This is a genomic window from Methylobacterium sp. CM6247 (genome assembly GCF_054817925.1).
In genome coordinates this window covers 4,027,722-4,045,202 of sequence record NZ_JBTXKX010000003.1, presented here as the reverse complement: position 1 = coordinate 4,045,202, position 17,481 = coordinate 4,027,722, and the positions used below count along the sequence as shown (strand labels likewise).

At 65.9% G+C, this 17,481-nt stretch carries 9 protein-coding genes and 2 pseudogenes; 6 read left to right on the top strand and 5 right to left on the bottom strand.

Annotated features, from left to right (window positions below):
• Positions 1 to 25 precede the first annotated feature (25 nt).
• Together ACYQOP_RS20065 and ACYQOP_RS20060 are read right to left on the bottom strand one after the other, a co-directional pair.
• A pseudogene (locus ACYQOP_RS20065) lies at positions 26 to 358 on the bottom strand (L-lactate permease); the annotation flags it as partial.
• Positions 359 to 445: 87 nt separating this feature from the next.
• On the bottom strand, positions 446 to 2,839 hold the full coding sequence (locus ACYQOP_RS20060; RefSeq protein ID WP_461223626.1) for a transketolase: 2,394 nt from the start codon (positions 2,837 to 2,839) through the stop codon (positions 446 to 448).
• A gap of 106 nt (positions 2,840 to 2,945) precedes the next feature.
• On the opposite strand from ACYQOP_RS20060, the gene ACYQOP_RS20055 reads away from it, so the two are divergent.
• Complete coding sequence (locus ACYQOP_RS20055; RefSeq protein ID WP_461223625.1) at positions 2,946 to 3,434, top strand: Lrp/AsnC family transcriptional regulator; 489 nt, start codon at positions 2,946 to 2,948, stop codon at positions 3,432 to 3,434.
• A gap of 139 nt (positions 3,435 to 3,573) precedes the next feature.
• On the opposite strand, the gene katG is transcribed toward ACYQOP_RS20055, so the two are convergent.
• The 3 genes from katG to ACYQOP_RS20040 form a co-directional block, all read right to left on the bottom strand.
• The gene (gene katG, locus ACYQOP_RS20050) at positions 3,574 to 5,895 is read right to left on the bottom strand and encodes a catalase/peroxidase HPI (protein WP_461223624.1); all 2,322 of its coding nucleotides are present in this window, start codon (positions 5,893 to 5,895) and stop codon (positions 3,574 to 3,576) included.
• A 336-nt stretch (positions 5,896 to 6,231) separates the two neighbouring features.
• Complete coding sequence (locus tag ACYQOP_RS20045) at positions 6,232 to 7,434, bottom strand: MFS transporter (protein ID WP_207411289.1); 1,203 nt, start codon at positions 7,432 to 7,434, stop codon at positions 6,232 to 6,234.
• 121 nt (positions 7,435 to 7,555) lie between these two features.
• Positions 7,556 to 7,747, bottom strand: a complete 192-nt coding sequence (locus ACYQOP_RS20040) for a hypothetical protein (protein WP_461223623.1) — start codon at positions 7,745 to 7,747, stop codon at positions 7,556 to 7,558.
• A 599-nt stretch (positions 7,748 to 8,346) separates the two neighbouring features.
• Here ACYQOP_RS20040 and ACYQOP_RS20035 point away from each other — a divergent pair.
• From ACYQOP_RS20035 to ACYQOP_RS20015, 5 genes and pseudogenes are all read left to right on the top strand, one after another.
• Positions 8,347 to 9,282: a helix-turn-helix transcriptional regulator gene (locus tag ACYQOP_RS20035; RefSeq protein WP_461223622.1), complete on the top strand. Its 936-nt coding sequence runs from the start codon at positions 8,347 to 8,349 to the stop codon at positions 9,280 to 9,282.
• Positions 9,283 to 9,444: 162 nt separating this feature from the next.
• Entirely contained in the window at positions 9,445 to 11,640 is a 2,196-nt protein-coding gene (locus ACYQOP_RS20030; protein ID WP_461223621.1) for a TonB-dependent receptor, read from the top strand.
• Positions 11,641 to 11,733: 93 nt separating this feature from the next.
• Complete coding sequence (locus ACYQOP_RS20025; protein WP_461223620.1) at positions 11,734 to 12,132, top strand: hypothetical protein; 399 nt, start codon at positions 11,734 to 11,736, stop codon at positions 12,130 to 12,132.
• A 7-nt stretch (positions 12,133 to 12,139) separates the two neighbouring features.
• Positions 12,140 to 12,489: pseudogene (locus tag ACYQOP_RS20020) on the top strand (transposase); the annotation flags it as partial.
• A gap of 821 nt (positions 12,490 to 13,310) precedes the next feature.
• Positions 13,311 to 17,432: a beta strand repeat-containing protein gene (locus ACYQOP_RS20015; protein ID WP_461223619.1), complete on the top strand. Its 4,122-nt coding sequence runs from the start codon at positions 13,311 to 13,313 to the stop codon at positions 17,430 to 17,432.
• Positions 17,433 to 17,481: the final 49 nt, after the last annotated feature.

Below are 17,481 nucleotides of genomic sequence, written 5' to 3'. Positions count from 1 at the left end.
TCGGCGGTGAGCGCTCTAGCAGGTTTCAATGCGCCGGGACCATGGCTGTGAAGGACGGCAGATAGGTTTGCGGCATCACCAGCACACCGACGAGGCAGGCAAGCGCGATCGAGTGGAAGATGTCGTAGCGCAATATCGTCGCCTCAGTGCCGTACCACTGCGTCGCAGTGGAGGCGACGACGATGGACTGCGCGTCGATCATCTTGCCAATCACGCCGCCGGAGGAATTGGATGCCGCCATCAGGACCTGTGACAGCCCGAGTTGCTCTGCCGTGATCTTCTGCAGGTCGCCGAACAACACGTTCGAGGCCGTAAGGGCAACACCGAGCCAAACCAGCATGGCACCGGTGCCGGAGTACGCGGTGACAGATGCACCACATCGACACCGCTCACGCCAACGGCGTGCAGCGCGAGGAAGCGGATGCGGATGCAGAGGGCGTCAGGCTCAAGCGAGTTGGAGATGCCGGATCCGGCGACCTGGGGCGATGGCCTGGGCCGCCGTGGCGATGCCCCGTGCATCGATGCCGAAATGCCGGTGGAGGTCGGCGATCGTGCCGGTCTGCCCAAAATGCGAGACGCCGAGGGCGCGGGTGCGGTGACCCAGCACCGAGCCGAGCCAGCCGAGGGTGGCCGGGTGGCCGTCGAGGACGGTGACGAGGCCGCAATGGCTGGGCACGTCGGCGAGCAGTCGCTCGATATGGCTCGACGCGCCCGGCGCCCCCCGCTCGCGCAGCCCTTGCGCAGCGGTCCAGCCGGCCTGCAGCCGGTCGGCGGAGGTAACGGCGAGGAGGCCGACATCGCGCCGATCCTCGGCCATCAGGCCCGTGGCGGCGATCGCCTCGGGGGCAATGGCGCCCTGATAGGCGACGACGACCTCCGCGTTCGGGCCGGGCCGGCGCAGCCAGTAGGCCCCCGCCACCATGTCGGCGGCAAGATCCGAATCGATCACTCGGACCGGCTGCTCCACGGCCCGCGTCGAGAGCCGGAAATAGGCCGAGCCGCCGGCCGCATCGGGCAGGCAGGTGACCGGGTCGGGCTCGGGCGCGCCGCTCCGCTGCATATGCGCGAAGGCGAAGCGCAGCAGCACGGCGAGTTCGTCCACGAAGGCCGGCTCGAAGGCGGAGAGCCCGTCCTGGCCCATGCCGATCAGCGGCGTCTTGATCGACTGATGGGCGCCGCCCTCGGGGGCGAGGGTGATGCCGGCCGGCGTCGCCACCAGGATGAAGCGCGCATCCTGGTAGCAGGCGTAGTTCAGGGCGTCCAAGCCGCGCTCGATGAAGGGATCGTAGAGGGTGCCCACCGGCAGCAGGCGCTCGCCGAAGATCGAGTGCGACAGGCCGAGCGCCGAGAGCGCGGTGAACAGGTTCGATTCGGCGATGCCGAGTTCGAGGTGCTGGCCGGTGGGCGAGAAGGTCCAGTTGAAGGTCGAGGGAATGCGCTCCTGGCGGAAGAGGTCGGCCATGGCTTGCTTGGCGAAAAGGCCACGCCGGTTCACCCAGGCACCGAGATTGGTCGAGACCGTGACGTCGGGCGAGGTGGTGACGATGCGCGCCGCGAAGGCGCCGTCGGTCTTGGCGATCTCGTGCATCAGCAGGCCGAACCCGGCTTGGGTCGAGAGCGAGGCCTGCCTCGGAGTCGCGAGACGCTCCGGCACCGGGATCGCCGGAGCCTCGTAGCGGCGGCGCCCCCGCTGGACGAAGGGCACCTCGGCGAGGAAGCGCCGCATGGCCTCCGGCGCGATGTCGAGGCCCTCGAAAGGGTCCCATTCGCGGCCGGGCCGGATGCCCATCTCGGCCCGGAAGCCCTCGACCTGGGTCGGGGTCAGCAGGCCCGCATGGTTGTCCTTGTGGCCGGCGAGCGGCAGGCCGTGGCCCTTGATCGTGTAGGCGATGAAGCAGACCGGGCGGTCATGGGCGCGGGCCGCCTCGAAGGCCTCCAGCAGCATGGGCAGGTCGTGGCCGCCGAGATTGCCCATCAGGGCGGCGAGTTCCGCATCCGAGCGCCGGTCGATCAGGGCCGAAACGTCGCCCTGGTCGCCAAGTTCCTCCGTGAGGCGCCGACGCCAGGCCGCGCCGCCCTGGAAGGCCAGCGCCGAATAGGTCTGGTTCGGGCAGGACTCGATCCAGTCCTTCAGGCGCTCGCCGCCCGGCTCCGCGAAGGCGGCGCGCTGGAGCGTGCCATGGCGGAGCACGACGACGTCCCAGCCGAAATTACGGAACATCGCCTCGAATTTCGACCACAGCCCCTCGCGCACCACCGCGTCGAGGCTCTGGCGGTTGTAGTCGACGATCCACCAGGTGTTGCGCAGGCCGTGCTTCCAGCCCTCCAGCAGGGCCTCGAAGATGTTGCCTTCGTCCATCTCGGCATCGCCGATGAGGGCGACCATCTTGCCCTCGGGCCGCTCGCCGCCCCACCCCTTCGCCCGTACGTAATCCTGCGTCAGCGACGCGAAGAGCGTCTGCGCCACGCCGAGGCCGACCGAGCCCGTGGAGAAGTCGACGTCGTCCACGTCCTTGGTGCGCGACGGATAGGACTGGGCGCCGCCGAAGCCCCGGAAGTTCTCCAGCTTATCACGGGTCTGCTGGCCGAACTGGTATTGCAGGGCGTGGAAGACCGGGCTCGCATGGGGCTTCACCGCGACCCGGTCTTCCGGGCGCAGCACGGCGCCGTAGAGCGTCGTCATGATCGCGCAGAGCGAGGCCGAGGAGGCCTGGTGGCCGCCCACCTTCAACCCGTCCGCCGAGGCGCGGAGGTGGTTGGCGTTGTGGATGATCCAGGTCGAGAGCCAGAGGCTCTTCCGGGCCAGCGCGGTCAGGTGGGGTAATCGCGGATCGCTCATGAGCCAATCGTAGCCACGGCGTGGGGCGAAAAGGGACCAAACCCACTTGCCGGATGCAAGGATTGTGGCTCAGATCGGCTGCCGGGGTCACGATCGCGAGTGTTCTGTGCCAAAAGCCGATTTCGACGCCATCGACTGCAATATCCTCGTCGCGCTCCAGGAGGATGCCCGTCTGACGGTGCTGCAACTCGGCGAACGGGTCGGGCTCTCCGCCTCGCCCTGCGCGCGGCGCGTGCGCCGCCTGGAGGCCGCCGGGGTGATCAAGGCCTACGTGGCGGTCGTCGACCAGGTCGCGGTCGGGCTGCCGGTCAGCGTCTTCGCCTCGGTGAAGCTGGAACGCCAGCGCGAGGAGGAGCTCGACCGCTTCGCCATGGCCGTCATCCGCTGGCCGGAGGTGGTCGATTGCTACCTGATGACGGGGCAGCGCGACTACCTGCTCCGGATCGTCGTCGAGGATCTCGAAGCCTACGAGCGCTTTCTCAAGAACAAGCTCACCCGCCTCGACGGCGTCGCAGCGATCGAATCGAGCTTCGCCCTCGGCCAGATCAAGCGCGCGAACGCGTTGCCGATCCGAGCGGAGGATGGAAAACGATGAAGACCGGGCCTCGCCCTCGATCCGCTGGGGTCGGAACATCCAGGCGATGACACGTCGCCTCTGAGCCGACCCGCTCTCGTGGTGCCCCCGGCCCACCGAAGGGTGGAACGGGGGCACGGGTTGCTCGCAGCCGCGACGATCAGGCCGCCATGGGTCCGTAACGACGGTGACCCTTCACGTCGAACCGGTCCAGCATCATGACCTTGTCCCAGACCCGCACGAAATCCGCCACGAACCGGCTTTGGCCATCGCTGCCGGCATAGGCATCGGCGATGTTGCGCAGCTGCGCGTTCGACCCGAAGACGAGATCGTTGCGCGTGGCCTGGAACTTCGTCTGCCCGCTCTCGCGGTCCTTGAGGGCGAAGGACGTCCCGGCCGAGTCGGCCTTTTCCCAGACCAGATTTGTATCGGTCAGGTTCCGGAAGAAGTCCGTCGTCAGCACGCCGACCCGGTCGGTGAAGATGCCCCGGTTCGACCCGTCGTGGTTGGCGTTGAGGGCGCGCAGGCCGCCGGTCAGCACCACCCATTCCGGCGCGGTCAGCGTCAGCAGGTTGGCCTTGTCGAGGAACATCTCCTCCGACGCCAGACGCTGCGCCATCTCCCCGAACCCGTCATCGACGTAGTTGCGGAAGCCGTCCACGACGGGCTTCAGCCACTGGAACATCTCGACGTCGGTCAGGTCCTGCGTGGTATCGACCCGGCCGGGCGTGAACGGCACCTGCGTCTCGACCCCGGCGTCCCGAGCCGCTTTCTCCACGGCGACGCAGCCGGCGAGCACGATGAGGTCGGCCAGTGAGACCTGCTTGCCGTCGCTGCGCCCATGGTTGAAGTCGGCCATGACCCCACGGAGCGCCTCGACCACGGGTGCGGCTCGCCGGTTGACGGCCCAATCCTTCTGCGGGGCCAGGGCGAGCCGGCCGCCATTGGCGCCGCCGCGCTTGTCGCTGTCCCGGTAGGTCGAGGCCGCCGAGAAGGCTGTGAAGGCGAGGTCCGAGACCGAGAGGTTCCGGGCCAGGATCGCCTGCTTGAGGACGGCGATCTCCGCCTCGCCGACCGGGGCATAGGCGGCATCGGGGATCGGATCCTGCCACAGCAGACCGTCCTCGATCGTCACCTCCGGGCCGAGGTAGCGGTGCTTGGGGCCCATGTCGCGGTGGGTGAGCTTGTACCAGGCCTTGGAGAAGGCCTGCGTGAAGGCATCGAAGTCGTTGAGGAACTTCTCGCAGACCTTGCGGTATTCCGGATCGACCTTCAGGGCGATGTCGGAGGTCATCATCATGAGGGGATGCATCTGCCCCGCCACATGGGCGTCGGGGGTCTTGGGCGCGTTCGGATCCGTCGGGGTCCATTGCAGGGCACCGGCCGGGCTCTTGGTCTGCTCCCACTCGAACCGGAAGAGGTTCTCGAGGTAGGCATTGTCCCATTGCGTCGGATCGGGAGTCCAGCTGCCCTCGATGCCGTTCGTCATCGTGTCCTTGCCCGAGCCGGCGCCGTTCGGGTTGTGCCAGCCGAGCCCCATCGCCTCCATCGGCGCCATCTCGGGCGGCGGTCCGATCTCCTTGGCGGGCGTCATGCCGTGGCTCTTGCCGAAGGCATGACCGCCGGCGATGAGCGCCACGGTCTCCTCGTCGTTCATGGCCATGCGGGTGAACGTCGTCCGGATGTCGTTGGCCGAGCCCTGCGGGTCGCCGTTCGCGTAGGGTCCCTCGGGGTTCACGTAGATCAGCGATTGGTGGGAAGCGGCGAGGGGGTTCTCCAGGTCGTAGTCGGCGTCGCCGTTCTTGCCGCGCCAGCGCTCGTCACGGTTGACCATTTCGTCGAAGCTCGAGACCTTGCCCATCTCGACGACCTCGGGCCCCCAGTAGGTGGCGTTGTCCGCCTCCCAGGCGTCGAGACGTCCACCGGCGAATCCGTAGGTCGGCAGGCCCATGATCTCCAGGGCGCAGTTGCCGGTGAGCACCATCAGGTCGGCCCAGGAGAGGGCGTTGCCGTATTTGTGCTTGATCGGCTGCAGCAGCCGGCGCGACTTGTCGGTGTTGCCGTTGTCCCACCAGCTCGAGATCGGCGCGAAGCGCTGCATCCCGGTGCCGGCCCCGCCCCGCCCGTCCGCGATGCGGTAGGTACCGGCCGAGTGCCAGGCCATGCGGATCATCTGCGGGCCGTAATTCTTGTAATCGGACGGCCACCACGCCACCGACGAGGTCAGGAACTGCTTGATGTCGCTTTTCAGGGCATCGAGGTCGATCGTCCGGAATGCGCTGGCGTAGTCGAAATCCGGTCCAAGCGGATCCGACGCGACCCCATTCTGGTGCAAGAGTTCGACCCTCAGACGGTGGGGATACCAGTTCTCCAGTGCCGGACGGCTGCCGAGTGCTCCGCCGATGCGATCGCCGCCAAACGGGCACTTGCCGGCCATCGGGTACGATTCGGTATTGGTCTTGTCGATCATCAACTCGTTCATCAACGTTTCCCTTGGCGCAGGGCCGGCGCCATCGGACGGATCGGGTCGCCTGTCTGTCGCCTGATGCGACGTGGAGCGTGCAACGCCTCGAGCGACAGCAACTTTCGCGCGACCCGACGCTGCGAGCGAAATCTGGCGCGTCTAACAAAAATCAAGGTGCGGTCGCCTTCGATCTTTGCGGGACGCCGTCGGAAACGCCTGACGCGAAGCCGCCTCACGTTTGCGCGAGGCCTCGGCGCGCAACCCGCTTCAGAGCCGAGCGCGATGATGCATGCAGAGGTAGCACCGCAAACGTCGCTCTGCCGAGGGAGATCGCGAGGGGGATCGGATGCGTCATCATCCGATCCTCCGGGCGACGGGAGCGAGGCGATCGGATGCGACCGCGGCCAGGAGGCCGATGCTGAGGCCGACGGCCATCAGAAAGGGGAGGCGCGGCTCGACGTAATAGAGGGAGGTGCCGAGGATCGGCCCCACCACGAATCCGAGAGCCATGGCGGCGGAGACCAGTCCTGCGGCGGCGCCTTGCTCAGCCTGCCCGACCGCCAGGGAGGCCGTGGTCTGCAGACCCGGCATGATGACGCCGTAGCCGACGCCCAAGGCGATGCAGCCAGCGACGATGAGGGCAAGATTCTGTGCCAAGGCGAGGGCGACGAAACCTGTCAGTAGTCCTGCCGCTCCAAGTCTCAGCATCGTACGCGGCGTCGGCGAGAGCTGTCTGACGATGAGAATTTGGCTCGCCAGGGCGGCCAACGCGAAACCGGCCAGGGCGAAGCCGACGTGTCGCGTCGCAGCCGCAGAGTCGAGGCTGAGCAGGTCCTGGACGTAGAAGGACAGGGTCTGCTGGGTCATGGCGATCGTGACGAAGGCGAGCGCGGCAAGGAGCAGGGTCGGCCATAGCCGCGGATCGCTGGGTTTCACCGCGGCCTTGGCTGCCTTCGTCTCGGGTCCCATCGGTGATTCGACCCACACCAGGGTCGCGATCGCCGCGAGGCCTGCCAGGCCGGCGGTGGCAAAGAGCGGTGTCAGCAATCCCCAGCCGACGAGACCGGCTCCGATCACCGGGCCGAGGATGGTTCCGAAGACAAAGCCTGCACCGATCAGTGCCATGCCGGAGGCACGCCCCGCCTCGTCGGTTGCGGCCGCAACGATCGCCGACGCGGAGGGTTGGATGGCTGCGGCGACCAGCGCGTAGAGGACCCGGCTCGCGAGCATCAGTCCGAAGACCACGTAGACCGAGATGTCGCCGATGAGGCCGAGATGCAGCACATAGGCGAAGAGCGCGGTCGTGACGGCGTAGCCGGCCAGGCCCAGCGTCAGCGTGCGCGTTCGTCCCCAGCGGTCGGCGGCACGCCCCCAGAACGGTGAGACGACCACGACGACAAGCGCCGAGACCGTGACGACGAGACCGACATCGACGACGTCGAGGCCGATATCGCGGGCGACAGGGCCGAGCATCGCGAACAGCACGGTCTGGCCGATCCCGAACACGATCAATCCGAACAGGATGGTGGCCAACGTCTGACGGGACAACGAATTCATGCAGCGATCTCCTGGGTCGCGATGGCGCGAAGACGAATGATGGTTTGACGCGGAGCAGACCTTCGTCGGGCCATTCGTGCGCGTCCCGGCCGTGGCAGGGCGCGGCGCTCGATCCGCAAGCTTATGCGGAGAAGAGGGAGAGGCGGTCCTCGCCGATGCGGACACGCATCTCCGGACGCTCGATGCCGGGTCCTTCGCGCGGAGCGAGGCACAGCACGCTGATCTTCCCGACATGGCGGTTGCCCCGCATGCACTCGACGCAGGCGATGGCATCCGACAGGGGATAGGTCCGTGACAGGACCGGGGTGATCACGCCCTGGCAGACGAGATCATTTGCCTTCCACGCCTCGTAATAGGGGCGGCTGCACCGATCATCGCGCGCGCCGCCGCCACTGCTTCCGCGTCATCGCCCGGCCGCCTTGCAGGGAACAGCGCATTCGATCAGGACATAAGGGGAGAACTTACTCGAATTCTTATTATGAAAATGCGATTTCATTCGGTGGAGAGGGCATAGTATTGACCTGTTCCAGTAATACACATGACCGCCCCGCACTTCCGAAGCCTGGATGGTGAGTCCTATGCATCATTGCGAGGGCCTTTGCGCGAAGGATCGCATTTGTGATTCGTCAAAAGATCTTTGCTGCGATCTTCCAAATTGGAAGAATTTTGATCTCGCTTCACAGTGTCCGGCTGCCCCTTGAGCGGTGGGATGAGGAGCTGCCACAACACAGCGTGGAGTCAAAAATTCTTGTTTTCGGCAATGCACGCTGCTAGCACCATGCTTGACTGAGTTTCGGTGCAAACAAACATCGTCATTGTAATAATTCTACATCATAAAGACTGTTCACACTTTCAAATGCACGGGAGCTGTTGCGCATCTTGGAGCGCGGTCGGCATGGAAGGCGGAAGGGAATGGTGTGTCGCTGCGACGCCATCTGCGATTGGGAGAATCCGGGTACGGCGGTCCACCCACCGGAGACACTCAGCGGAAAATCGGCGAAGTACGATGTCGTCTTCAAGGAGGATGGCGTCACCCTGCTCTCCACGAACTTCCAATCGGTCGAGCCGATTTTCGTCGAGGCGCAGACCTTTCCTTGCGTCTGCATGAGCATCGTCCTCGATGGGCGCGCCGAGGGGCAGACGGCTGGGTTCGATGACAGCTTTTCACCGAACGAGGTATGGGTCGCGACCTCGAACGCGCGCATGCACATACAGAAGGTGATCATGCCGGACCTCCCGGTCCGGACCGTTGAACTCATCGTCTTGCCGGAATGGTTCGAGCGGAACGAGCAGCGCTTCCTGAAGGACCGGCCCTTCATGCGGATGTGGGCGGCCTTGAACGGCCCGACATCGGTCCGGCGCCGCCCCCTCGACGCGCGCCTGAAACGCATCGCCTGGGCTGTCCACCATCCGCCGCGTACCGACGGACTCATTGCGTTGCACTACCAGAGCCGGGCTCTCGATCTCCTGAGCGCCCTGGCGGACGAGTTCGACCACGTCGATCCCAAACCGAAGGCGCCTTCCCTCAGTGCTCAGTCGATCGAACGCATCATGGCGGTGCGCCAGTGGATCGACGGCAACCCGAGCGGCACGACATCGATCGTGTCCCTGGCGAGCGAGTTCGGCATGAGCCCGAGCAAGCTCCGGCAGGATTTCTGCGTCGCTTTCGGGGTCTGCATCGGCAGCTATATCTCCGACCGCCGGCTCAACTACGGGCGGGAGCTCATCCAGACCATGGGCCTCACCGTGTCGGAGGCAGCCTATCGTGCCGGCTATGCGCATCCGGCGAACTTCGCGACGGCGTTCAAGCGACGTTTCGGCCATCCCCCGAGCGCGGCGCGCAGCTGAGACCGTATCCCGGACTCGTCGCTCGCCCTCCTTCGCGGTGGCCCGGGGCGGGGGCGTCATGCCCCCGCATAGGCCTTTTGTCAGACTGCAAACGGGATACCGGTAACCTTGGCCGTTGTCGTTTGAGAGACTGGCACCCGGTTCTTCCTTCCGAGTGTCATCATGATCGTCCGCGGCAGCCTTGCCCTCATTCTTGCGTCCGCCGCATCCCCGACTCTCGCTCAACAGGTCGCTGCACCGGCGGATGCCGTGACCCTCGATGAACTCAGCGTGACGGCGCAACACCGGCCGGAGCGGGCCGGTGACGTGCCGATCAGCCTCGGTCTGCGAACAGCGGCCGATCTCGAACGTCATGAGATCCGCCGCGCCGATCAGGCGATCAACGAAATCCCGAATGCCCAGATGGGGACGCTGAGCGGCAGCCTCTACACCAACTTCACCGCCATTCGCGGCATCGGCTCCGGCCTCATCGACACCGACCCGGCGGTCGGCTTTTACAAGGACGGCGTGTCCGTCGGGAATTCTCAAGGCTATTCGGGTGGGCTGCTCGACGTCGACCGCGTCGAGGTTCTGCGGGGCCCGCAGGGAACTCTCTACGGCCGCAACAACCTCGCAGGAGCGATCAACGTCATCTCCAGCTTGCCCGATCCCGCACGGGTGTTCGGCGAAGTCGGGATCGAGTACGGCCGCTTCAACCAGTTGCGCGGCTTCGGCATCGTCAACATGCCGATCGCCAACTCGGGCTGGGCTGTCCGCGGCGCGCTATCGGGCAGCCGGAACGACGGATACACGCCCAATCTCGCCACGCACCGCGATCTGAATTCGCTCGAAGACCTGCACGGGCGCTTCAGCGTGAAGGGGGACATCACCGACACGCTCGAATTCATCGGCAGCGTCGAGAGCCAGAGTCAGCGCAGCTACGACGCGGCTTTCCAGCGGGATCAGGATTTCCGCGCCGGCCGCGCTCGTGTCGATATCCTCGATCCCTTCAACGGCACACTCAACACGACGACGGCCCGCACCCAATTCACCCTCAAGCGCGAGAACGGCGACCGGATCGTCTCGATCACGGGCTTCCAGGACAGAAACAACGAGTATCGCGGCAACACCTTTCCCCGCGGCTACTTCGCGCCGCTGGAGGCGCAGTATCAAGCCTTCGGAATCGCCGGATTTCGCTACCGCACCGACAACCCGTTCCGCGGCAGCTACCAGCAGTTCTCGCAGGAATACCGCTACATCTCCGATTCCGACGACCGGTTCAAATGGCTGGCCGGCGCCTATGTGGAGCACAGCAAGGGCTCGAGCACCTACGGCCTCAAGAGTACGTTCTCTCCCGGTGGCTTCCTCACGGGCGACAGCGTGAGCCTGGCGTCGAAAGCCGACATCGCGACGACCGCCGTCGCGGGCTTCGTCGACGGGTCCTATGCCCTGACCGAACGTCTCAAGCTCTTCGCCGGCGCTCGGGTCGGACATGACTGGAAGGACATCGATTATCGCTTCAGCGTCGACAACCCGTCCTTCGCAGCCCTCGGATTCACCGCCGCCTTCGCGTCCTCGTTCCGCAATACCCTGTCGGAGGCCTACGTGACCCCGCGGGCGGGACTCCAATTCGCGCTAAATCCGGAGGTGAACATCTATGCGAGCGTCAGCCGGGGCTACAAATCCGGCGGATTCAATTCGGCATTCGTCAGTGTGGGTGACGACCGACCATACAAGTCCGAGTCTTTGATGACGTACGAGGCCGGATGGAAGGCGCAGCTTCTCGACAACCGGCTTTCCATCGACGGCGCCGTTTTCTTCAACGATTGGAGCGACCAGCAGGTCCAGGTCAACAACATCGCGACCCAATCGACCCCGATTCAGAATGCCCTCAGCAGCCAATCCTATGGTGCCGAGGCCGAGGGCCGGTTCCGTATCGACGAGCATTGGTCGGTCCGCGCCGGCATCGGCTATGTCGATGCGACCTACGAAGATTTCAAGAATGCCATCGCCACCGGACGCTCGGTCGCGATCGACGCCAGCGGAAACCAGCAGCAATACGTTTCGAAATATAACGGCTCCATCGGCGGAAGCTATGCATGGAATACAGGTTACGATAATCTGACCGGGACCGTCGATGTATGGTACAATGCAAGATCCGGTTTCTACTTCGATGCAGAAAATACGTTGCGGCAACCGGGATACGGTTTGCTCAATGCCCGCATCTCGTTCGAGAACGAGCGTTATGCGCTGAGTCTGTTCGGCACGAATCTGACCGATACCCGCTATCGCAGCATTGCTCTCGACGTCGGCTTCGGTCCTTTGGTCGCCATCGCTCCCCCTCTCATGGTTGGGGGTTCGGTTCGGCTCAAATTCTGACACCGGGATAGGCCCAGGCGGCCAATGCGATGCGACGTCGAGACATCGTATTCTGGCGGGAAAAATGGAATGACCGAAGGAAGACGCTCCTCCGTGCCGACCGAAGACGATCCGGGTCAAAGCCTCGATGCGCCGCCCGTCGTCGTGCTCGACCTGCCGCCACCGGGCACCCCTGACCGGCTGCGCTCGCAGCATGATACGCTCGACCGTCTCATTCAAAACAAGAAGGCGTTCGCGATCGTCACGACCGCCTCCGGCGGAGACGAGACTGCGGAGGAACGCGCGACCCAGGCCGCGTGGCTCAAGGTGCATCTCAATGAGTTTGCCCAGGTCTGCCGCGCGTACTTCGTCGTTGAACCCGATGTTTCACGGCGTGCCGTGCTTCGTCAGCAAGCAGACAAACTCTCGAAGGCGTTTCCAATTCCCATGTATTTTGCAGAGTCAAAGAACGATGCCGTTGCTCAAGCATATAAATTCATGACAAATCGATAAACGCGAACGGGGCGCCTACCAGGCCTACGTCGACCGCGTCTTGGCGTCCGAGCTCGTTCCCGGCGACATCGTCGTCATGGACAACCTCGGCAGCCACAAGGGGCCTGCCGTGCGAGCCGCCATCGAGGCCGCGGGCGCATAGCTGTTGTTCCTCCCGCCCTACAGCCCCGAACCGAAGGACCGCGCAGCGACTTCAACTCTATCGAGATGGCCTTCTCGGAGCTGAAAGCGCTGCTGCGCAAAGCCAAGGAACGGACCGTCGAGGGAATGTGGTCGGCCATCGGGCGCCTCGTCGACGCCGTCACACCCGACGAGTGCGCCAACTTCTTCGCCGCAGCAGGATATGAGCCAGATTAAATCGAGAACGCTCTAAGGGTGGTGGCTCGGGGCTCATAAGGAGCGTGGCTCTTTCCTTTCAGCGGAAAGAAGCTCGTGTCCATATTCTGCAGCATGACAACCGATTTGCTCTGGCAGTTCGCCCGGCTGCCCGAGCGCAAGCGAGCTTGGCGGTAGCGTCAGAGTCAGCCTGGGATCGGTGGATCGAACGAGGTCGGGGCCACCACGTACAACAATTCATTGCATGTCGTTTTATTAAGGTTCCGCTCACTTTGGTGTCATCCCAGCTACGGCATTCAATTGTTTATCAAGTTCTGGCTGCGACGTTGCCTCGTCGCTTCAGGAGCAGGCCATAAAGATGGACCGTATCCCCAGATGTGACGACGAAAGGTTAGAGCATGTCTGGCGCGACTATCGAAAATCAGGCAAATCCTGAGGGTGGGACTGTACAGGAGGCCGTCAATACGACCGCCGGCGGTACAGAAGTCAGCATCCTTTTGCAGGGACTGCGAAGGGCAGTCGGGCCTAACGGGGGTCCACCGACCGTCCCGGAGGTGGCAGGCGAAGACAGCGTGCTCGATGAATCGAGCGGCTATGGCTCCACGATTCTGAGGGATGCGGAGAATTACGGGACTAGATCGGCATTCGCACAAGGCTTCAATGACTGGGCGGCCAACTTCGCGAGCTCACTGTCGCCAGATGGAGCTGCAGTCTTCATTAGATCACTTGGGTATCTTGGAAACGCTGTGAGAGTCGGAGGCGAGTTCGCCGGGCCGGCTTCTGCCGTGGTCGCGGCGGGCATCCTACTTTATCCGGTGGCCAAGGGGTCGCCGGATGAGCAGGTGTCGACGCTGCAACCCGGCACCCCTTGGAACCCGGACGGCACGCCCACGGCGCCATCGATCCTCCCCACCCATGGGGCAGTGCAAGTCCTCGCTGTCGCCAATCAAGCCCAGCTCGCCGCCGCCATCGAGACGGTCAACGCCTCGCCTGGCAACTACGCGATCCATGTCACGGCCGACATCTCCCTGAATGCGGACCTTCCAGCGCTGAACCAGCCCCTCGGCGTGGTTCGGATCGACGGCGAAGGACACGTGCTCGACGGTGCCGATACTTACCGCGGCCTGATGGTGGACGATACGCAGGCTCTCTTGAAAGACCTTACTATTCAGGACGCTGTCGCCCAGGGGGGCGCCGGCGGCATCGGCAAGGCCGGCGGCGGCGGCGGCGCGGGTCTCGGTGGCGGCGTGCTTGCGGTCAACCACGCGACGATCGCCCTCGATGACGTCTCGTTCACGAACGACGCCGCCACCGGCGGACAGGGCGGCGCAAGGGAGGCCGGCGCTCTGCTCGGGAGTGCGGGATATGGCGGCGGCGGTGGCATGGGCGGCGCCGGGGGAGCGGGAAGCGCCTGGCATTCGAGCGTCGGGGGTGTGTTCGGCGATATCGGCCAGCACCTCAACCCCCTAGTTCAGGCCGACGAGGACGATGGGCGGGACGGCAGCAGCGGCGGTGGCGGCGGCCTCGGCATTGCGGCGACGGGGAGCGCCAGCGGCCCTGGTGGGCGCAGTTCCATCCTGACCGGCGCGGATGGTGGCTTGGGCTTGGACGATGGCACATCCGCCAACAACGATGCCGCGGGCGTCGGTGGAGGCCTCGGCGCCAATGGCGTTCAGGGCGGTTGGGGAGGCGGTGGCGCCGGCAGCGCCGGAGATGGCGACAGCGGCGACGTCGGCGGTAATGGCGGGTATGGCGGCGGCGGCGGTGGTGGTGGTGGAGCCGCCGGCTACGGCGGTGGCGGTGGCGGTGGTGGCGGCGCCGTTGGCATCATGGGCGTCGACCAGGGCCAGGCCGGATTCGGCGGCGGTGCCGGTGCTAGGGAAGGCGGCGGCGGTGGAGCGGGTCTCGGCGGCGGTGCCTTCGCCGACGGTACCAGCACGATCAGTATCGAAGGTGGCAGCTTCACCGGCGACACGGCGACCGGTGGCCAGGGTGCGAGCGGTGGAGGAAGCGGCCAGGGATACGGAAATTCGATCTTCCTCTCGGGCAATCAGGTCCTGACGGCCTTCGCCAAGCCGGGCGAGACGACGACACTCGGTGGGGGAATCTCCGACCAGTCCGGCGTCCATGATCCGAGCGGTCAGGGCGGCGCGGCAGTGGTGATGGCCGTCGGCGGCGGTACCGTCGCGATCACGGAAGAGAACGCCCTCTCGGGAGGCATCGTCATCGGTGACGGCACCACGCTGGAGCTCGCGGTGAGCGGGGCCGCAGGCGCCACCAGTGCGATCGCCTTCGGAGATACCGGCGACGGCGCGACCTTGCGCGTGGATGCTCCCGCCCTTCCCGCTGGCGGCCTTCTCGTTACGGGCTTGCGCGATATGCAGACCGGTGATCGGGTAGACTTCGCAGGTCTCGCCGGTGCGACCCAGGTCACGGTTGGGACGGTCGGCGGAGCCATGGCTACGGACGGGCAAACCGCCACACAGGTCACGGCCTCGAACGGCGCGCAGTCGGAGTCGGTCCTGATCGAAGGTCTGAACGCCGGGGCTACCTTCGCCGTGGCGAGCGATGGCCAGGGCGGCTCGACCTTGACCATGACCCAGGCGATGCCGGCACCGACTGGGTTGGTCGAGACGACCGCTGCGGATGGCTCGCCGGTCGTGTCCGGTCAGGCCCAGGCCGGAAGCTCCGTCACCCTGTATCAGGTGCAAGCGCAGGCTGGCATCCTGCTTCAACTCGGGACTGCGACCGCCACATCGAATGGCACGTTCAGCCTGTCGCCCGATACTCTGCCGGATGCCGGCGCCGGCCCCATCGCGGCACTGTCTGCCGACGCCTCGGGCAACCGGTCGGCACTGTCCGCCGCACTCGCCCTTCCGGCTGGGACCGGCGGTACGCCACCCGCCACCGATGCGAGTTTCGGCACGCCGACCCTGGGAAGCATCGTCCTGCGCGTCGGCACCGAGGCGCAGCTCACCGCGGCGATCGACCAAGCCAATGCCGGCACCACGCCGGGGCCGCTGGCGATCGAGTTCACCAATGACATCACCCTCATGGGTGCGAACGACCTGCCCGTGCTGCAGGGCAGCAGCCCCGTCACCATCCTGGGCCAAGGGCATACTCTCGACGGTAACGACTTCGTACGTGGGCTGATGGTGCTCGGCGGGAATGCAGCCATCGAGGACCTGACGATTGCCGATACGGTCGCGTCCGGCGGAATGGGAGGTATCGGCGCGTCCGGCGGTGGCGGCGGCGCGGGCCTCGGTGGCGGCCTGATGGTGGCCGGCGGTGCGAACGTTCTGCTCGCCGACGTCCACTTCTCCAATGACGCCGCGCAAGGCGGTGAGGGAGGGATCTCCGGCGCCTACGGCGAGGGCTACGGCGGCGGCGGCGGCCTCGGCGGGAGTGGTGGCAACACCGCCTCCAGTCTGGTCGGGCTTTCCGGCGGCGGCGGTGGTATCGGAGCCCAGGCGGTCGGGGGCAACGGCATTGATGCCGCGACGGGATCGCAGGGGACGGCGGGTCCGATCACAGGTGCTCCGTCGGATGCCGGCATCGGAGCTCACGGAAGTGTCGCGGGCGGCGGCGGCGATGGTGGTAGCGCCATCTGGCAAGGCGGCGCAGGTGCCGGCGGTGGGATCTACGGTTTGAGCGGCGCCGACACGAGTGAGGGCGGCGAGGGAAGTACTGGTGGCTGGGGCGGCGGCGGCGGCGGCAACAACACCTATGGCGGCAATGGTGGCTTCGGCGGCGGCGGCGGCGGGTCTCAGACCCAGGGAGGCTATGGCGGCTTCGGCGGCGGCGGCGGTGGCGGCGCACCGCTTTTGTCAGGCACAGGCGCCCCAGGGGGCTTCGGTGGCGGTGCGGGAGGGGACGGCACGAACAACCCCCAGAGTGACGGCGGTGGCGGCGGCCTGGGTGCGGGAGGCGCTGTCTTCGTCGAGCAGGGGTCGAGCCTGACGGTCGTCAATTCCGGCAGCACGGGCGATACCGTCGCCGGCGGCCAGGGACAGAACGGCGGCGGCGACGGCCAGGCCTATGGCGCGGGCTGGTTCATTCAGGGCAATCAGGCGATCACACTCGGGGCTCTCACCGGTCAGACCACGACCATCAACGACGTCATTTCCGACGAGACCGGGTCACATGATGCAAGTGGCGCGACCGGTGCCGGTACCGTAATCGCCGCAGGGCCCGGCACGGTCGCGCTCGAGGTGCAGAATACCTATACCGGCGGCACCGTCATCGACGGCGGCACCCTCGAACTCGGTGCGGCCGGTGCGGCCGGCACCGGCGACATCACGTTTGCAACCGGCAGTGTGGGCACGCTGAAGGTGGACGCGGCGGTCACGAGAAGCGGCACCCTCCTCAACGGCATCTCCGGACTGGCGGCCGGCGACGCGATCGACCTCGCCGGCGTCGCGTACCAGCAGGGGGCGATGACCCAGGCCATCGGTGCGCCCGGTAGCGCACCAACCGCCGCCGGCGGTATGGCAGCCTCGCAGGTGCTGATCGGCAACGGCACAGACCATGCCGTTCTGGCGATCGAGGGACTGGCACCGCAGGCTGCCTTGACCCTGGCGAGCGACGGCCAAGGGGGAACTCTGGTGAGCCTCGCTCAGCCGGCCGGGACTGCCTCAGCCGATTCCTCGGCCGTAGCCGCAGCCACTCCGGGGGGCGCCGATGCGGCACCTGCGACGGAGCTGTTCACCCTGCCGCCAGGGCAGATCAGCAGCCTTGGAACCGGCGATCCACGGAATGCGGTCAACAGCATGCTGTTTCAGGCCTCGTCTCCTCCCGGAGTTGCGGTCCCGGTTGCCGCGCCAGCCGGTGGAGTCGCGGCGGCGATCCACGATCCGGAGGCGCAGGCCGGTCTCTTGCCGATGCCCGGAGAGGACGACCGTCACGGAGTAGCGGGGCTCGCCCACGAGTCCGGTCAAGCCACCTCAAGCCTCCATCAACGCTGAAACGAGCCGTGCGGCCTCTTTCGGGAGGCCGGACACCCTCAGATCTGCC

Coding starts and splice junctions, on each gene's coding strand:
- ACYQOP_RS20045 (WP_207411289.1), bottom strand. CDS start 7,434: ATGAATTCGTTGTCCCGTCAGACGTTGGCCACCATCCTGTTCGGATTG.
- katG (WP_461223624.1), bottom strand. CDS start 5,895: ATGAACGAGTTGATGATCGACAAGACCAATACCGAATCGTACCCGATG.
- ACYQOP_RS20035 (WP_461223622.1), top strand. CDS start 8,347: ATGGTGTGTCGCTGCGACGCCATCTGCGATTGGGAGAATCCGGGTACG.
- ACYQOP_RS20030 (WP_461223621.1), top strand. CDS start 9,445: ATGATCGTCCGCGGCAGCCTTGCCCTCATTCTTGCGTCCGCCGCATCC.
- ACYQOP_RS20060 (WP_461223626.1), bottom strand. CDS start 2,839: ATGAGCGATCCGCGATTACCCCACCTGACCGCGCTGGCCCGGAAGAGC.